Source organism: Streptomyces sp. CB01580 (assembly GCF_001905795.1).
Taxonomy (GTDB): domain Bacteria; phylum Actinomycetota; class Actinomycetes; order Streptomycetales; family Streptomycetaceae; genus Streptomyces.
In genome coordinates this window covers 1-14,788 of the sequence record NZ_LIXJ01000039.1, presented here as the reverse complement: position 1 = coordinate 14,788, position 14,788 = coordinate 1, and the positions used below count along the sequence as shown (strand labels likewise).

The following is a 14,788-nucleotide window of genomic DNA, read 5'->3' as shown; positions in this document are numbered from 1 at the left end:
CAGCGCCTTCGACATCATCTTCGACATCACTTCGACGGCGCCTCTCAGCAGCCCGTCAGTAACCCCAACCACCCTCGTTGCACCGTTCGATCGACAGACCTCTGGGGTTCTTCGAGGGTGCTGACTCGTGGGACTCCACGGGTGGCGGGGGTTCTTCTTGCTCTACGATGCGGCGACGTCTGAGGAGCGAGGGTCGAGCGAGGGGGAGATCGTTGTGACTGGCCGCTTGAGGGTGCGTCGGGTGCTGGGGGTCAACGCGGCTCTGGCCGGGGTGGTCTGGCTGGTCTGGGCGCTGGTGTGGGGTGCGGAGTACTTCGACGTCCTCGCCGAGAACTGGCGAGTGGCGGTGACGATGGTCTTCGGCTCCCTGGTGGGCGGCGGGACCAGTGAGGGCGGGGGCGCGATCGCCTTTCCGGTGATGACCAAAGTCCTGGTCGTTCCGCCGGATCAGGCCAGGATCTTCACCTTTGCCATCCAGTCGATCGGCATGTCTGCCGCTTCACTGTCGATTCTGCTGTGCCGGACTCCGGTCGAAAGGAAGATCATCCTCTACGGCTCGGCCTCCGGGGTGGTGGGAGTCGTGCTGAGCGCTACGTTGATCGCCCCGAATGTGCCGCTCCCGGTCGTACGGGCGCTGTTCACCATGCTGCTGGTGGCGCTGGCCCTCGCCCTGGCGGTACAGCTGAAGCAGCGCGGCTACCGGCGCAATGCGAAGATTCTGGCCTGGAACCCTCGTGAGAAGGGCTTGGTCCTGGCAGCGGGCTTCTCGGGTGGGTTGCTCAGCGGTGTGGCAGGGGTGGGTGAGAACTGCGTGATGTTCCTCCTGTTGGTGCTGCTCTTCCGGGTCTCCGAGACAGTCGCCACCCCGACGACCGTGATCATGATGACGGTGGTGTCCATCGCCGCCTTTCTCACCCATCTCCTCGTGCTCCGCGACTTCACCGGACCGGTCGTGGAGTACTGGACGGCGGCGGCTCCGGTGGTGGCCGTGGGCGCTCCCCTCGGGGCGTGGATCTGCACCCGGCTCTCGCCGCTCACCATCAGGGCCGTTCTCTTCGTTCTGATCGCTGCCGAACTGGTCAGCACCGTGCTGCTGGTCCCGTTCACCCCGTTCATGACCGCAGCCAGCATCGCCCTGCTGGTGGTGTCCACCGCTGTGTGCGTGACCCTCGTCCGGACCGAGCGCTACGCCGCCCCGTCGCCGGAGGCCGCGCAGGAGCGGACTCCCACGGGGGTGTGAGCCTCGTGTGGCGGCCCTGACGCCGACGCCGAACAACAACGTCAGGACCTGGGAAAGAGGGTGAGCCTCCAGCAGTTCGCCGATCCGGGCTTCCAGGGCCCGACGTTGTTCGTGGACGGCTGTGAGTGAGCGGGCCAGGGACGAGGCCACGATGTCGAGGGTGCCGGTGCCCGGAACGACGACGGTCTGCCCGTCGAGAGTGCCGAAGACGTCGTCGATGAGCCGGGCGGCCATGCAAGGGATAGGTAAGGGCTGTCCCGTAGTCCGTGGCGGGCGCGCGACGACAGCTACGGCACCTCGCCGCATTGTCGGAACGTCCGCATCCGTCCAGTATGTGGACACACCTCCGCCTTGCGATGCACCGCATCTGACGCCGCGTGCTGATCCACCGGGGATTACGGGACAGCCCTATAGTCGTTCGTGACCCCAGCTGACCGCAGGGGCCTCGGTCTGTGCAGGAGCTCGGAGGCGTCCCGGAGAAATGAGAGGTGCACCCTGCGGAGGGCTTGGACCACGGAAATTCGATCATCCGCTCGGAAACGACCGTGAGGGCGCCAGACACCCTCACGGTCGTGTGCTCGGCGGCGGTCGACTGACGCCCGGAACCGGCTCGTACCCACACACTCAGGGCTCCAGGGGCAGACCCATGACTTACCGGGCGTCGGCTGATCACCACCGAGGAGAAGCCAGCGGCCGCGCTCTTTTTCGAGGTCTCGTTGGACCGGGTAACGGGTAGCGATCCGCTGGCTTCGCTCCCCATTAGGTAACGGGGGGCGGCCCGGCCGTCGTCGATCCGCGCCTCGTCCCCTCGGCGGCGCCGGCGGCAAGGGTGTGGCGGTTCGCCACGATCCGGGACTTCGCCACCGGGTTCCCGTCCACCACCGAGCGGCGCGGCACGAGGCCCTCCGGCTCGATATACGCGGTCAGGCGCTGCCCGTCGGCAGCCCGAGCTCGCCGGGCGCGTCCACGCGGGGCGTGGTCCCGTCCCGCCGTGCCGAGAGCACCCTGGCCGTGAGGGCGTAACCGACTCCGCTGGCGAGCGCCACCAAGGGGATCGGCAGCACCGTTTCGGGCAGGGCGAAGAAGGCGATGGAGCCGAGTGCCGACCAGGCGAGGGCGAGGACGTTCACGCCGCCGGTGTAGCGGTAGGGCCCGTGGGGGTCGAAGAGGGCCGGCACGTCGATGCGGCCCCGCTTGATGACGAGGTAGTCGGCCAGGAGCACGCCGATGAGGGGGGCGAAGACGTTGCCCATCGCCGACATGGAGTCGTTGAACCCGTCGATGAGCGCGGGGAAGGCGGCCAGTGCCGTTCCTGCGGCGGCGACCACCAGGGTCGACCAGAAGCGCCCCAGCCGGGTGGCGAGGTTCGCCAGCGCCAGGCCGCCCGTGTAGACGTTCAGCACGTTGACCGTCCAGTTGTCCAGGACCAGCACGACCAGAACGAGAATCAGCGTGACCGAGCCGACGCCGAGGCCGGGGATCACCTCGAAGGCGTTCGCCGTTCTGCCGAGGCTCGCGGCAGCGGCGTAGGCGCCGAAGAAGGCGGATCCGGTCGTTCCGAGCAGCGCGGCGGCCATGGTGCCGATCCACATGTCCTTACGGGACTTGGAGTAGCGGCAGTAGTCGGCCGCGTCCGTCACCTGGCTGAACCATGCCGCCGCGACGGCGTTCACCCATACCGCGAACACAGCCCATTTCCAGCCGGCCGAACCGGAGTAGGAGAACACCTCGCTCGGCGCGAATCCCGGCGCCTGGTGGTTGGCGAGCAGCCAGAAGAGGTACCCGAGAATCACGAGCTTGATCGGGAAGGCCACCTTCGACAGCCACGTGAGGGATCCGTATCCGAAGAGGGCGACGGATGCCTGGAGTACCGCGAAGACGAGGCTGACGCCGATGAGCGACGGCTTCACCCCCAGCCACGCTTCGAGTACGGCCAGGATGCCCATGGCGCCGGCCAGGGTCTGGAAGGCGAACCAGAAGGCCGAGCTGACGGCGCGCAGTAGGGAGACCAGCCAGCGGGAGGCCGCGATGCCGAGGAACGCCCGTGTCGACACGATCCCGGGCAGGCCGTAGTCGACGCCGACGGTGGCCATGACGGTGTAGGCGGAGAAGGCGATGAGGACGCCCAGTACCTGGGCGGTGACCGCGGCCCAGAACGAGAGCCCCGAGACCACCGCGAGTCCGCCGATGAGGATCAGGCCGGGGTTGAGCATCACGTTGAAGATGATCTGGAACAGGTCGTACCAGCGCACGGTCCGCTGCTCGTCCGGTACGGGTTCGACGCCGTACCGCTCCACTCCCTTCGGCTGGCGGTAGGCCTCCGGCAAGCTGTCTTCGGAGCTTTGTGTGCGAGGAACGTCAGTGGTCATGAGTGGGCCTCTGGTCCGGGGCGGGGGACGGCGGAGGGCGGCGAGCGACGCCTCGCGGGCGGGGGTTCGCCTCGGCGCCCCGGAACGTGTTCCGGGGCGCATGATCGGGGTGCCTCGCACGGGCGGGGACGCGGCCGCCGGGCGAGGAGGAGACCTGTCCGGGTCAGGACACGGGGGAAGCGGTGCCGCACCAGCGGGTGGCGAGGACGGCGTAGGTGCGGGCCGCGAGCCAGACCTCGTCGAGGTCGACGTACTCGTCGTTGCCGTGGGCGACGCGCAGGTCGCCGGGGCCGAAGACGACGGACGGCACACCGGTCCGAGTGAACACGGTCGCGTCGCACACACCGTAGAGCCCGGTGTAGGAGGGCTGGTCGGAGAAGTCGGTGCCCTGGGCCGCGGTCCGGTACGCGCCGGCGACGGCCTGACTGATGGTGTCGTCGGGCGAGGTGACGAACGGGTCCCAGTTGAGCTTCCACTCACAGCGCGGGCGGTGGTTGCGGAGCCACGGATCGGCGTCCGCCGCACGGTCGATGACGGCCTGGATCTCGGCCATCACGTCCTCGGCGGAGCGCTCGGGGTGATACATGACCCCGTACTCGATGGTGGCCGAGTCGGACAGGGCGAACGGGACGGTCAGTTCGCCGGGGCCGCCGCGCATGGCACCGGGCAGCAAGGAGAAGTGGCCGTTGTACCAGAGGTCGTGGCGCTGGGTGTGGGCCCATTCGTCCTCGAGCGCACGCAGCGCCTGGTAGACGAGGAAGACCTTGTCGATGGCGTTCACACCGATCGAGTCGCCGGGCTGGGTGGGGTGGATGGTGGCGCCCCGCATGGAGCCGTGCACCTTCTTGCCCTCGACCGTGACCGAGAACCACAACAGTCCGGGGCTGGCGACCACGATCGACAGCGGTGTGGGCGGCGCGCTCGGCTCCGAGACGACCGCGGCGTCCGCGACGTACCCGCGCTCGACCACCGCGCCCGTCCCGCAGGCGTGGTCACCGGTCTCCTCGCCGACCACACACTGCAGTTGCAGCTCTCCACCGAGTTCGATCCCGGCCTCGCGCAGGGCGATCGCGGCATAGGCCTGTGCGACGAGCCCGGACTTCTGGTCGGTGGTCCCGCGGCCGTACATCCGGGAACCGATCACTTCGCCGGAGAACGGCGGCGCCTTGGTCCACTCGGCCGGATGTCCGCCCGGGACGACGTCCACATGACCGTTGAAGATCAGTGAGTTGCCCTCGCCCTTGCCCGCGATCCGACCGACGGCGTTGTCGCGTCCCTCCTCCACGGCAAAGACATCCACGGATGCCCCGGCGCGACGGTAGAGGTCGGTGAGCAGCGCGGTGGCCTCACCTTCGCGGCCGACATGGTCCTTGTACTCGACTCCGGGGTACTTCGGGCTCACGGACGGGATCCGAACGAGCTCCTGCAGGCTCGCCGTCATCTCGTCATGCAGTCCGTCGATGACGGACATCAGGCGGTTCAACCGGGAAGTTTCTTCGGGGGAGCTCATGACGCCTCCATTGGCGCGCTCGGGAGGTACGGCGCCCGCGACCGTCTCGGTGCCGGGCCTCGCCGCTTGGCCAGAATGAAACAGGCGATAGGTTTCACGTGTCAATAGCCAATTTCGCAATAGACGTTACATCCGCAGCCCATCGAGGGACTTGGGCGCGGCGTCGTTCGCGGGCCTGCGGGCGGCATCGCCCGGGGGCGGCCGTGCGCGTCCGACCGCACGTGAAGACCGAGGGCGCCTCGCTGGTCACACGTCGTTTCCCAACACGCCTTGCTGTCGGGCGAGTTGACGCGCCATTCATGGCCGCGCCACAGTCGGGGCGGACCGCCCCCTGCGCGGCCGGCGTGCCCGCCGACCACTGGATACCGGAGTTCCCGGTACCGCTCTCCGGCACGCCGGCACGGCGGCCCGCACGCGGACCGTGAGCCGGGAGCGGGCGGTTCCGGTTCGGCGCCGACGATTGCCACAGCCACCTGCCCCCTACATCCCTCCCGCGCCACCTCACCCCTTGAATGAAATGAATATTTCATGTTAGGTGTCAACCATACTGCATGAATCCACAATTTCGACCGCTTGTGATCAGGCGGCCGGGAAGGCGAAGGCCGGGATGAACCAGAACGACGAGGGGCGCGGGAGCATGGACAGCGCGAGGGGGACGGGCGCGCCGGCCCCTTCACGGATGGCGCGGGAGCATATCGAGCAGACGGAGCACTTCGCCGCGCGCAACTACCACCCCCTGCCCGTCGTGCTCTCCTCCGGGGACGGCGCCTGGGTGACCGACGTGGACGGGCGCCGCTATCTCGACTGTCTCGCGGGCTACTCCGCCCTGAACTTCGGCCACCGCCCGCCGCGTCTGCTCCGGCGCGCCCATGAGCAGCTCGACCGGCTCGCCCTGACCAGCCGGGCCTTCTACAACGACCAGCTCGGCCCGTTCGCCGAGGCGCTCGCCCAGCTCACCGGGAAGGACCGGGTCCTGCCGATGAACAGCGGCGCCGAGGCGGTCGAGACGGCCATCAAGGTGAGCCGCAAGTGGGGCTACGTCGTGAAGGGGGTGGAGGCCGACCGGGCCACCGTCATCACGATGAGCGGCAACTTCCACGGGCGGACGACCACGGTCGTCAGCTTCTCCGACGACCCGGTCGCCACCGACCACTACGGGCCGTTCACGCCCGGGTTCGTGCGGGTGCCCTACGGCGACGTCCGGGCGGTCGCCGACGCGATCGACGACACGGTGGTCGCGGTCCTCTTCGAACCCGTGCAGGGCGAGGGCGGCGTGGTCCTCCCGCCACCCGGATTCCTGAAGGACCTGCGCGAGCTGTGCACGCGCCGCAACGTTCTGATGGTGGCCGACGAGATCCAGTCCGGCCTGGCCCGTACCGGCCGCACCTTCGCCTGCGACCACGAGGACGTCGTCCCGGACATCTATGTCCTCGGCAAGGCCCTGGGCGGCGGTCTCTACCCGGTCTCCGCCGTGGCCGCCGACGACGACGTGCTCGGCGTCATCACCCCCGGCACCCATGGCTCGACATTCGGCGGGAATCCCCTGGCGGCCGCGATCGGCCACGAAGTGGTCGCGATGCTGTCGACGGGCGAGTACCAGGAGCGCGCCCGCGTCCTGGGCAAGCGGCTGGACGCCCGCCTTCGGGAGCTGATCGGCGCCGGGCTGCTGGCCGTGCGGGTCAGGGGGCTGTGGGCCGGTGCCGACATCGACCCCGGGCTGATGACCGGACGCGAGGCGTGCGAGGACCTCATGCGGCGCGGCGTACTGGCCAAGGACACCCACGGCTCGACAGTGCGGTTCGCCCCTCCGCTGGTGGCGACCGAGGACGAGATCGATGTGCTCGTGGACGCCCTGGCCGGTGTTCTTGATGAGGCGCGGAGCTGACGACGCGTCGGCCCGGCCTCCTGCGTGGGGGGGTGTCTTCTCGCGGGCCCGGGGCATGAGAACGCGCCCTGCGGGCCCGCCTCCATTACATGAGTGGTCGCCGTGGGGCGGCCCGTGCGCCGTCCCAGCCTCGGCACGGTCTGAATGTAACGAATGTTTCAGCGCACCCTGCCTTGGTAGCCTTGAAAAATGGAGACGATACCGGGCGGTTACGCGTCGGTGCGGAAGCTGCTGCTCTCCGCCATGGACGGACTCAGCAACGGCGAACGCAAGGTCGCCCGCGCGGTGCTGGCCCAGTACCCCACGGCCGGCCTCACCACCGTCGCGGACCTGGCCGCCGGTGCCGGTGTGAGCTCGGCGACGGTGGTCCGGTTCGTCACCCGGCTCGGCTTCGCCGGATTCCCGGCTTTCCAGCGTTCTCTGGTCCACGAGCTGAACGGGGAACTGGGCTCCCCGTTGAAGCAGTACGCCGAGAAGGCGCCGGCCTCCGCGAAGGGGGTGCTTCCGGAGACGCACCGGGCCTTCGCGCAGTTGCTGGAGGCCACGTACGCGGAGCTGCCGGAGTCGGAGTTCGCCACCCTCGTCAAGCTTCTCGGCGACCCGGCCCGGAGCGTGCGCGTGGCCGGGGGCCGGTTCAGCCGGCTGCTGGCCGAGTACCTGGTCATCCACCTGTGGCAACTGCGCGAGGACGTCGACGTGATCGGCCAGGAGGAGATGGAGCGTCGCAGGGCACTCGCCGACGCCGACGCCAACACGGTCCTCCTCGTCCTCGACTACCGCCGCTACAGCGAGTCCAGCCTCCGTTTCAGCGAGGGGATGGCGGCCCGGGGCGCCACCGTGTGCCTGATGACGGACAACTGGCTCTCTCCCATCGCCAAGCTGGCCAAGGTCGTCCTCCCGGCACGTGTGGAGTCCGCCTCGCCGTTCGACTCCCTCGTGGCCGCGATGGCCCTGAGCGAGAGTCTGGTGGCAGCGGTGACGGACGCCGTGGGCGCGGCGGGCAGGGAGCGCATGGAACGGTTCGAGACGGCGACCGACCACGCCTGAACGGCACGGCCGGATTCACTGTCCCGGTCCGTGCACTCCCTGTTTCCGGACCCTGCGAACGGCCCGGGGGCCGGTCCGCGCAGCAGCGGCGGCCGGCCCCCGGGGCCGTGGCACTGGTGGGCCGCTATCCGGCCGGTGCTCCCGGGGCACCGGGGGCACCGGCGTGGTCCTCCAGGGCGGCAGCCGTTCCGAGGTATCCCGCCATCAAGGCCGTGGCGAGGGCATGGACGTCCGCGTCATCGGGCAAAAAGCGCGAGGAGTGCAACGGCTCGGACGTCTTCGTGCCGACGAACAGCATGGCCGAGGGCACGCGCTCGCAGAAGTACGAGAAGTCGTCCGAGCCCAGGGAGCGCAGGTTCTGGGAGACCGAAAGCCCCCGGCGGTCCAGTTCGTGCGCAATACTCCGCACCAGAGCCGGGTCGTTGTCGAGCACGGGTTCCCCGTGGGTGATGGTCACCGACGCGGTGCAGGCGTGCGCGCGTGCGACGGATTCGGCGACCTCCGTGATCCGCCGGTGAATCAGTTCCCGGGTCGAGGAGGCCAGCGCCCGGACGGTGCCGGTCGCCCGCGCCGTGCCGGCGATCACGTTCGCGGCGTTGCCCGCCGAGAACGACGACACTCCCACAACGGCGGGAGCCATCGGGTCGACGGACCGGCTCACCACGCTCTGGAGCGCGACAACGATCTCGGACATCGCCAGCAGGGCGTCGTTCGTCAGATGGGGATAGGCGGCGTGTCCGGATCTGCCCCGCACGACGATCTCGAACTCGTCGGACGAACCGTTGACGCCGCCCGGCGTGCATGCCACCTCGCCCGGGGTGAGCAGGGGCTGGACGTGGACGCCCACCATCGCGGCGCACTGCTCGGAGTCCAGGACGCCGCTGGTGGCGATGTCCCGTGCCCCGGACGGGTAGGTCTCCTCGCGCGGCTGCAGCACGGCGAGCAGGGGGACCGGAGGCCCGGTCTCGGCCAGCGCTCCCGCCACGGCTACGAGCGCGGCGAGGTGGGCGTCATGACCGCACGCGTGCATGACACCCGGCCGGGCCGATGCCCATGCGACATCGGTGTCCTCGGTGACGGGCAGCGCGTCCATCTCCCCGCGCACACCGATCGCCGGTCCCGGCCCACCGATGCGCAGCACGGCACCGGTCTCGGCCGCCTTCACCGCCGCACCGGCACCCGGCAGCGCGGCCAGCACCATGTCCCGGGTCGATGCCTCGTCACCGGACAGGTCGGGCTCGCGGTGCAGTCGGCGTCTGAGGTCGAGCGCCGCGGGGAGGTGCCGGCCCAGGGCGGACCACAGGGCTTCGTACGTGGTCGGGTCAGGCATAGGGCAGTCCGTAGAGACGCTGTGCGTTGGTACGTCCGATCATCGTGGCGACGCGGGCGGCGTCGGCCTCGGCCCACTCGCCCTCCTCCACCCAGTCGCCGAGCGCCCGGGACATGCCGCGCCGCCAGAGCACGGCGCCCAGGTGATGGAGTTCGGGCGGCCCCCAGGCGTCGGAGGAGTACAGCACCTTGGTGAAGGGGGCCAGTTCGAGACTCTCGGCGACGACGGAGGTGGACGCGGCACCGGTGTAGTTCACCGCGAGACCGACGTCGAAGTAGACGTGGGGAAACACCTGGGCGAGGAACCCCGCGTTGCGGTGGAACGGGTAGCAGTGCAGCAGCACGACATCCGTTCCGGCGCCCTCGATCTCCTTGAGCCAGGGCATCAGCAGCAGCGGGTCGCACCGTCGCAGATCCAGGTCGGGGTCGCCGTACCCGGCATGCAGTTGCAGGGGCAGACCGGTGTCCACGCCCGTCCACAGGGCCATGCGCAGCAGCACCGGGTCGCTCACGCGGACGGGGGCACCCGCCGCCAGATCGCGCAGCCAGGCACCGGCCGCCCGTTCCACCTCCTGGACTGAGGGGCGGGCGGGAGCGAAGTCGAAGCCGTAGCGGTAGGCGATGATCGACTTCAGACCGACCGCCGATGCAGTGGCCTCGGCGAGCGCCGTCCGGAAGTCGTCGGCGAGGCTCGCGGCGCTGCTCCTCGGAGCGACGTCCTCGAGAACGGTCTCCAAGCGCACGATCTCGGAGAACCGGGAGGGCAGGCGCTCGGCGAGCGTGCCGGGCGACAGCAGCTCATCGCTCTTGAAACCGGTGTCCAACAACCAGTCGGAGACGCCGGCCGCGGCGAGGAAGAGGTCCGACAACTGCTCCGGGGTGCGCTCGGACCGCGCGGCCCAGTACGTGTCCGCCGACGCGTGCGGGGGCAGACCGAGCAGCGGTGCGCAGTGGCGGCGTATCGCGAACCCGATCTGGGAGTCGAACTGGGTGACCTCGGCCGGGAGGGGGCGGTCGGACTCGGTGATCAGCGTCTCGAACTGCCCGCGGGACACCGGCGAGGCGAGCGAGGCGTGGACGTGGTGGTCGACCAGCGGCAGGTCGGCGATGTGGCGGCGCAGCTCAGTAGACATCGGCGACCCGCCCGCACACGTCCCGCTCGTCCAGACCGGAGACCGCGGCCAGTTCCGACCGCTTCACCGAGCGGTGGGTCTCCAGCAGCTCGTCGGAGAACCAGCCGGACACCACGTCGTCCTTGTCGAGTTCGAGGAGGGCCTCCGCGAGGCCGCGGGGCAGGGAGGGCACATCCGCGAGGTCCGCTTCCCCGGCCTCCTCGGGCCATACCCGCGGCTGCGCGTAGTCCGCCTCCACTCCCTGCAGTCCGGCCCGTACCAGTACTCCGAGAACCAGCCACGGGTTGGCGGTCGCGTCCGCGGCACGGTACTCCAGGTTGAACTGGTCGGCCGCGACGCCACCGCCCAAACTGCTCGTCGGGCAGATCCGCAGCAGAGCCTCCCGGTTGCGCTCGGCCAGGAAGACCCCGGCGGAGCTCCAGCGCTCGGGCGCCAGCCGCAGATACGAACTGGGGCTGCCCGCCGTGAACGAGAGCAGCGCCCGGGCGTGCCGGAGGATCCCCGCGCTGAACCGCCCGCCCAGCTCGGAGAGCCCGCCGGGACGGGACGCGTCGAAGAGGGCCGGGCGCCCGGTCGCCGCGTCGCGCAGGGAGAGGTGGACGTGCACGCCGTTGCCGCTGCCGTCGGGATCCAGCAGCGGCGCGAACGTGGCTCGGTGTCCGTGCCGGGACGCCAGGTCGCGGACCACTTCCCGCAGGACGACCGCGCGGTCCGCGGCGGTCAGGCCGTCGGCCGGGCGCAGGGTGATCTCGAACTGATCGGTGCCGAACTCCGGCAGCCACGTCTCCGGTTCGAGTCCCATCCGGTCCAGCAGCGCCACCAGTTCGCCGCCGAACGGCTCGGCGGACCGGAACCGGGTGAAGGAGAACGGGGCGCCGCTGTCGAGTCCGGGGATCATGAACTCGTGCTCGAAGGTGGCCACCACCTCCAGCCCGGTGGCACGCCGGAAGTCGTCGAGGGCCCTGCGGGCGAACGTGCGCGGGCAGTTGTCCCACGGGGTGCCGTCCGGCAGCACCTGGTCGGCGAGATACAGACGTACCCCCGGCACATCGCCACGGGCGGGGATGTCCACGCCGCTGGACTCGGCCGGCAGCAGCTTCAGGTCGCCCGTCGCGCCGAACGGGTTCGGCGCGATCTCCCCGAATGCCGTCACCGCGAGATCGGCCGGGACCCATCCCACACCGCGGCGCAGCACGCCGTCGGCCGCGTTGCCCGGCGCGGCACGCCCGCGGGTGAATCCGGACAGGTCGTTGGTCGCCACGAACACCGTGGATGAAGAACTCATGTCTACCTCTTCGATCGGGCCGCGTCTCCGTGCCGCGGGGTGCTGCGGGGGCGCGGGCGGGCCGCAGGGACATTGAGAGTTACAAATCTTTCATGCATGGTCAAGAGTGCCAGACACGGAATCTTCGTTTCATTCGTGTTCGGCGCCGTGCTTCAGCAACCCCCACGGGGTCGGCTACGTCGCCTTCATTGTGGACACCTTCTCCCGGCGCACATCGCCGGCTGGTCGGCCTCCACCTCCAAGGAGACCCAACTCGTCCTGGATGCACTGAGATGGCCCTGTGGCAGCGCGACCGCGAGGGACGCCCGCACACCCCTGGGCAGCTGATCCACCACTCCGATGCCGACAGCCAGTACACGTCGTTCAAGCTCGCCGATCACCTCGATGACTACCTCCAGCGCGGCGACGGTGACCGCGACGCGCGGCAGGTCGTGCACGAGGTGATGGCCGGATCTCCCTGGGACCGTAAGGAGTTCGCGGCCCTCGTCCAGTGGATGCGCGACCACAACCGCCAACACCCCGACCGCCCGGTCCACTTCCTGGGCGACGACATCAGCGCGCCCAGGCTCGACGAGCGGGTCTTCGACAGCGTCACCGACTACGTCCGGCGGACCCATCCGGAGTCGATGCCGCGCCTGAACGAGCTCCTCACCGGTCTGCGCCCGCTCGACGACGCCATCGCCTACCTGGAGCGGCCGCTCGCGGAGCGGCAGCAGAATGCGGCCAAGGCACAGCAAGTGCTGGACCTTGTGCAACGTCAGAGGTCCGGGGGCGGCGAGGACGTCGAGTTCGTTCTGCAGAACGCACGCAACATCGCCCAGACCTACACCTTCCTGAGCGTCAACCCCGGCGACCAGGGATCGTTGACCGCCATGCAGCGCTACCGCGACCAGGTGATGGCCGAGACCACGGCATGGTGGCAGCGGCGCACCGGCGGCAGGATCCTGCTGTCGGCCCACAACGACCACGCAGGCTACGCGGCCTCCGATCCCACGACCTACCCGAAGACCCAGGGCTCGTTCCTCCACGACATCCTGGGCGCGGACTACGTGGCCGTCGGCACCACTTTCGAGCGGGGCTCCTTCCTCTCCAAGGACCAAGCGCTCGGCGGCGAGTGGAAGAAGTTCACCGTCGGCCCGGCCGGTCCCGGCACGAACGAGTACACGCTCGACCAGGTCCGGTACCGCGACTACTACGCCGACCTGCGCAAGGCCCCTGTCGCCGCCCGCAGCTGGCTGGGCATCCCGCGCTCGACATACAGCTTCGGCACGCAGTACCCGAACGACAACACGCCCGAGATCGCCATCGGCCGGGCCTACGACGTCCTGATCCACCTCCACACCGTTCGGGAAGCAAGCAAGCTGTAGCGCCCCAGCCAGAACCGGGCGGCTGCCGACCACCGGGTCGGGCCCCCGGCCGCCCCGACCAGCGACAGCGCACCGGCTGCACGTGACGCCGCCGTCCGGGCAGCGGACGAGTAGCGGCCCATGAAGCTGGACAACACCACCGTGGCCGACTTCCAGCGCCGGACGGTGCACTTCACCTACGACAAGGAGGCGCGCGGCCGTGCCGAGCCGCGCGGCAACACGCTGATCCAGGTCGCCTCGGACCGCATCAGCGGCGAGTGGAGCCGAACCAGATCAGCTGGGACAACACCCAGCGTCCATCCGACCGAGACCAGACCACCTGAGCCTCCCGGTATCGCCACGTCTCAGCTGAACTGGTCGCCGCAGGTCACAAGCTCGCCCCGGAGCCAGATCACTTGAGACGGGACAGTGGGTGAAGAACACCCGGGCCGCGGCGCGGCGGGCGCGGGAGAACGAGGAAGTCCGCGCGGCGGGTAGCGCCGTCCCGTCGGCGGCCGGGGCGATGCCCCAGGCACGGCAGGACGAGCTCGACGCGATCGATCCGAGGTGCTGCCCGGCCTGGGACACCGCCTGGCAGCGCTGCTACCGCCTCGTCCACAACCACGTCCAGGCTGGCGGCGCTCCCCCGGTGATCGCGGGGCGGCGGCCGTTCAGGGCGAGGACCTCGCCGGTGGGTGACCGCGCAGCGGCACGGCAGCTCGTGGCCGCGCAGCAGTGGCTGCTGGAGAACACCTCGGGCTCGCACCGGCTGAGGAGGTGCGACGGCCGGTGCCGCGGGGGCAGGACGCGAAGTGGGCCGCGAACCTCGCTGCCGCCCGCCCGTTCCACGCCCGGGAAGGACACCTGAAAGTGCCCCGCAAGCACATCGAGCGCCTGGAGGCCGAGACGGACCCGCCAGGCCGACAGTTTTGGCGCGAAACGTCAGCCAGGCTGACATTCGCGACGGCGTTCCGCGAGCGGTCCGGCGTCGCGAACAGGGGGAGAGCTGTCCCCCTGGGGGACACAACACGCCGGAACGTCGCGCGAGCTCCTCCTCTGACAATTCGTCGCGCAGGTCCAGCGTGAGCATGAGTTCAAAGATGTCAGCCATATCCGCGCACGCTAGCGCTCACGTCTGACAGTCCCACCCTCTTCATCTGATGGGCATCCCCACGTGGACGGAAAGGACGGATTGAAAGCAAGTTCTGAGGGCTTCTTCCTCCCGTACGGCTGCGGGGTGCCGTGCAGGCTGAGTCGCTGTCTCTCTGGTCGGCCTGCGAGCTTTGGGCGCTCGGTAGCCGTTTACGTAGTGACCAGCAAGCGAAGGGCAGCCACGGTCGCTGAGCTGAGCCGCTGGGAAGGACCGCAGATCAACGCCTCCTACAGCCCCGTGGTAGCGACTGTTTCTTTGCATGTCAGCTGCGTAGCTAGTGCCGCTCCCGGCAAGGTTTGCCCCGTCGCACCGCCCGGCACGCACGCTCGCGGCGTTGGCCGAAAGCCCACGTAGCCCGCTACGAAGGCTTTCGGCCGCCTTGCGATCGCACGCACCGGACGCCGCTCCTTCCGGGCAAACCTTGCCGGTCACGGCACTAGGTCCTGCTCCCCGCACCGCCGTCGTCCGGCCGGAGGCCGGGCCCGGGTCCT

General features: G+C 69.7%; 10 protein-coding genes and 3 pseudogenes. 7 read left to right on the top strand and 6 right to left on the bottom strand.

Annotated features, from left to right (window positions below; translation table 11 throughout):
- The first annotated feature begins 214 nt into the window (after positions 1-214).
- Positions 215-1,240, top strand: coding sequence for a sulfite exporter TauE/SafE family protein (locus AMK22_RS33870; RefSeq protein ID WP_242434278.1), 1,026 nt, complete (start codon positions 215-217; stop codon positions 1,238-1,240).
- Positions 1,241-1,249: 9 nt separating this feature from the next.
- Here AMK22_RS33870 and AMK22_RS33865 read toward each other — a convergent pair.
- The 3 genes and pseudogenes from AMK22_RS33865 to AMK22_RS33855 form a co-directional block, all read right to left on the bottom strand.
- Positions 1,250-1,480 (bottom strand): annotated as a pseudogene (locus tag AMK22_RS33865) (IS110 family transposase); the annotation flags it as partial.
- A 683-nt stretch (positions 1,481-2,163) separates the two neighbouring features.
- Complete coding sequence (locus AMK22_RS33860; protein ID WP_158072116.1) at positions 2,164-3,567, bottom strand: purine-cytosine permease family protein; 1,404 nt, start codon at positions 3,565-3,567, stop codon at positions 2,164-2,166.
- 205 nt (positions 3,568-3,772) lie between these two features.
- Positions 3,773-5,119, bottom strand: a complete 1,347-nt coding sequence (locus AMK22_RS33855; protein WP_079186555.1) for a M20 family metallopeptidase — start codon at positions 5,117-5,119, stop codon at positions 3,773-3,775.
- Between the two features lie 679 nt (positions 5,120-5,798).
- Between AMK22_RS33855 and rocD the strand changes: the two genes are divergently transcribed.
- Positions 5,799-7,004: an ornithine--oxo-acid transaminase gene (gene rocD / locus AMK22_RS33850; RefSeq protein WP_073791262.1), complete on the top strand. Its 1,206-nt coding sequence runs from the start codon at positions 5,799-5,801 to the stop codon at positions 7,002-7,004.
- A 189-nt stretch (positions 7,005-7,193) separates the two neighbouring features.
- Positions 7,194-8,051 carry a MurR/RpiR family transcriptional regulator gene (locus tag AMK22_RS33845; protein ID WP_079186554.1) on the top strand — a complete coding sequence of 286 codons (858 nt, stop codon included), beginning with the start codon at positions 7,194-7,196 and terminating at the stop codon, positions 8,049-8,051.
- A 124-nt stretch (positions 8,052-8,175) separates the two neighbouring features.
- Here AMK22_RS33845 and AMK22_RS33840 read toward each other — a convergent pair whose 3' ends face one another.
- Genes AMK22_RS33840 through AMK22_RS33830 form a run of 3 tightly spaced genes read right to left on the bottom strand, consistent with a single transcriptional unit; the run spans position 8,176 to position 11,798 of the window.
- Positions 8,176-9,381 (bottom strand): M20 metallopeptidase family protein, encoded by a 1,206-nt coding sequence (locus AMK22_RS33840; RefSeq protein ID WP_073791261.1) that lies wholly within the window; start codon positions 9,379-9,381, stop codon positions 8,176-8,178.
- The gene (locus tag AMK22_RS33835; protein WP_073791259.1) at positions 9,374-10,513 is read right to left on the bottom strand and encodes an amidohydrolase family protein; all 1,140 of its coding nucleotides are present in this window, start codon (positions 10,511-10,513) and stop codon (positions 9,374-9,376) included. Before AMK22_RS33835 ends, AMK22_RS33840 begins: the two co-directional genes overlap by 8 nt.
- The gene (locus AMK22_RS33830; protein WP_073791258.1) at positions 10,503-11,798 is read right to left on the bottom strand and encodes a glutamine synthetase family protein; all 1,296 of its coding nucleotides are present in this window, start codon (positions 11,796-11,798) and stop codon (positions 10,503-10,505) included. Before AMK22_RS33830 ends, AMK22_RS33835 begins: the two co-directional genes overlap by 11 nt.
- Before the next feature lie 175 nt (positions 11,799-11,973).
- Between AMK22_RS33830 and AMK22_RS41535 the strand changes: the two are divergent.
- From AMK22_RS41535 to AMK22_RS33815, 4 genes and pseudogenes are all read left to right on the top strand, one after another.
- A pseudogene (locus AMK22_RS41535) lies at positions 11,974-12,181 on the top strand (DDE-type integrase/transposase/recombinase); the annotation flags it as partial.
- A gap of 42 nt (positions 12,182-12,223) precedes the next feature.
- Positions 12,224-13,165, top strand: a pseudogene (locus AMK22_RS33825) (erythromycin esterase family protein); the annotation flags it as partial.
- Between the two features lie 120 nt (positions 13,166-13,285).
- Entirely contained in the window at positions 13,286-13,564 is a 279-nt protein-coding gene (locus AMK22_RS33820; protein ID WP_073791256.1) for a hypothetical protein, read from the top strand.
- Between the two features lie 13 nt (positions 13,565-13,577).
- A complete protein-coding gene (locus AMK22_RS33815; protein WP_073791255.1) occupies positions 13,578-14,012 on the top strand; it encodes a hypothetical protein in 435 nt (144 codons plus the stop codon).
- Positions 14,013-14,788 lie beyond the last annotated feature (776 nt).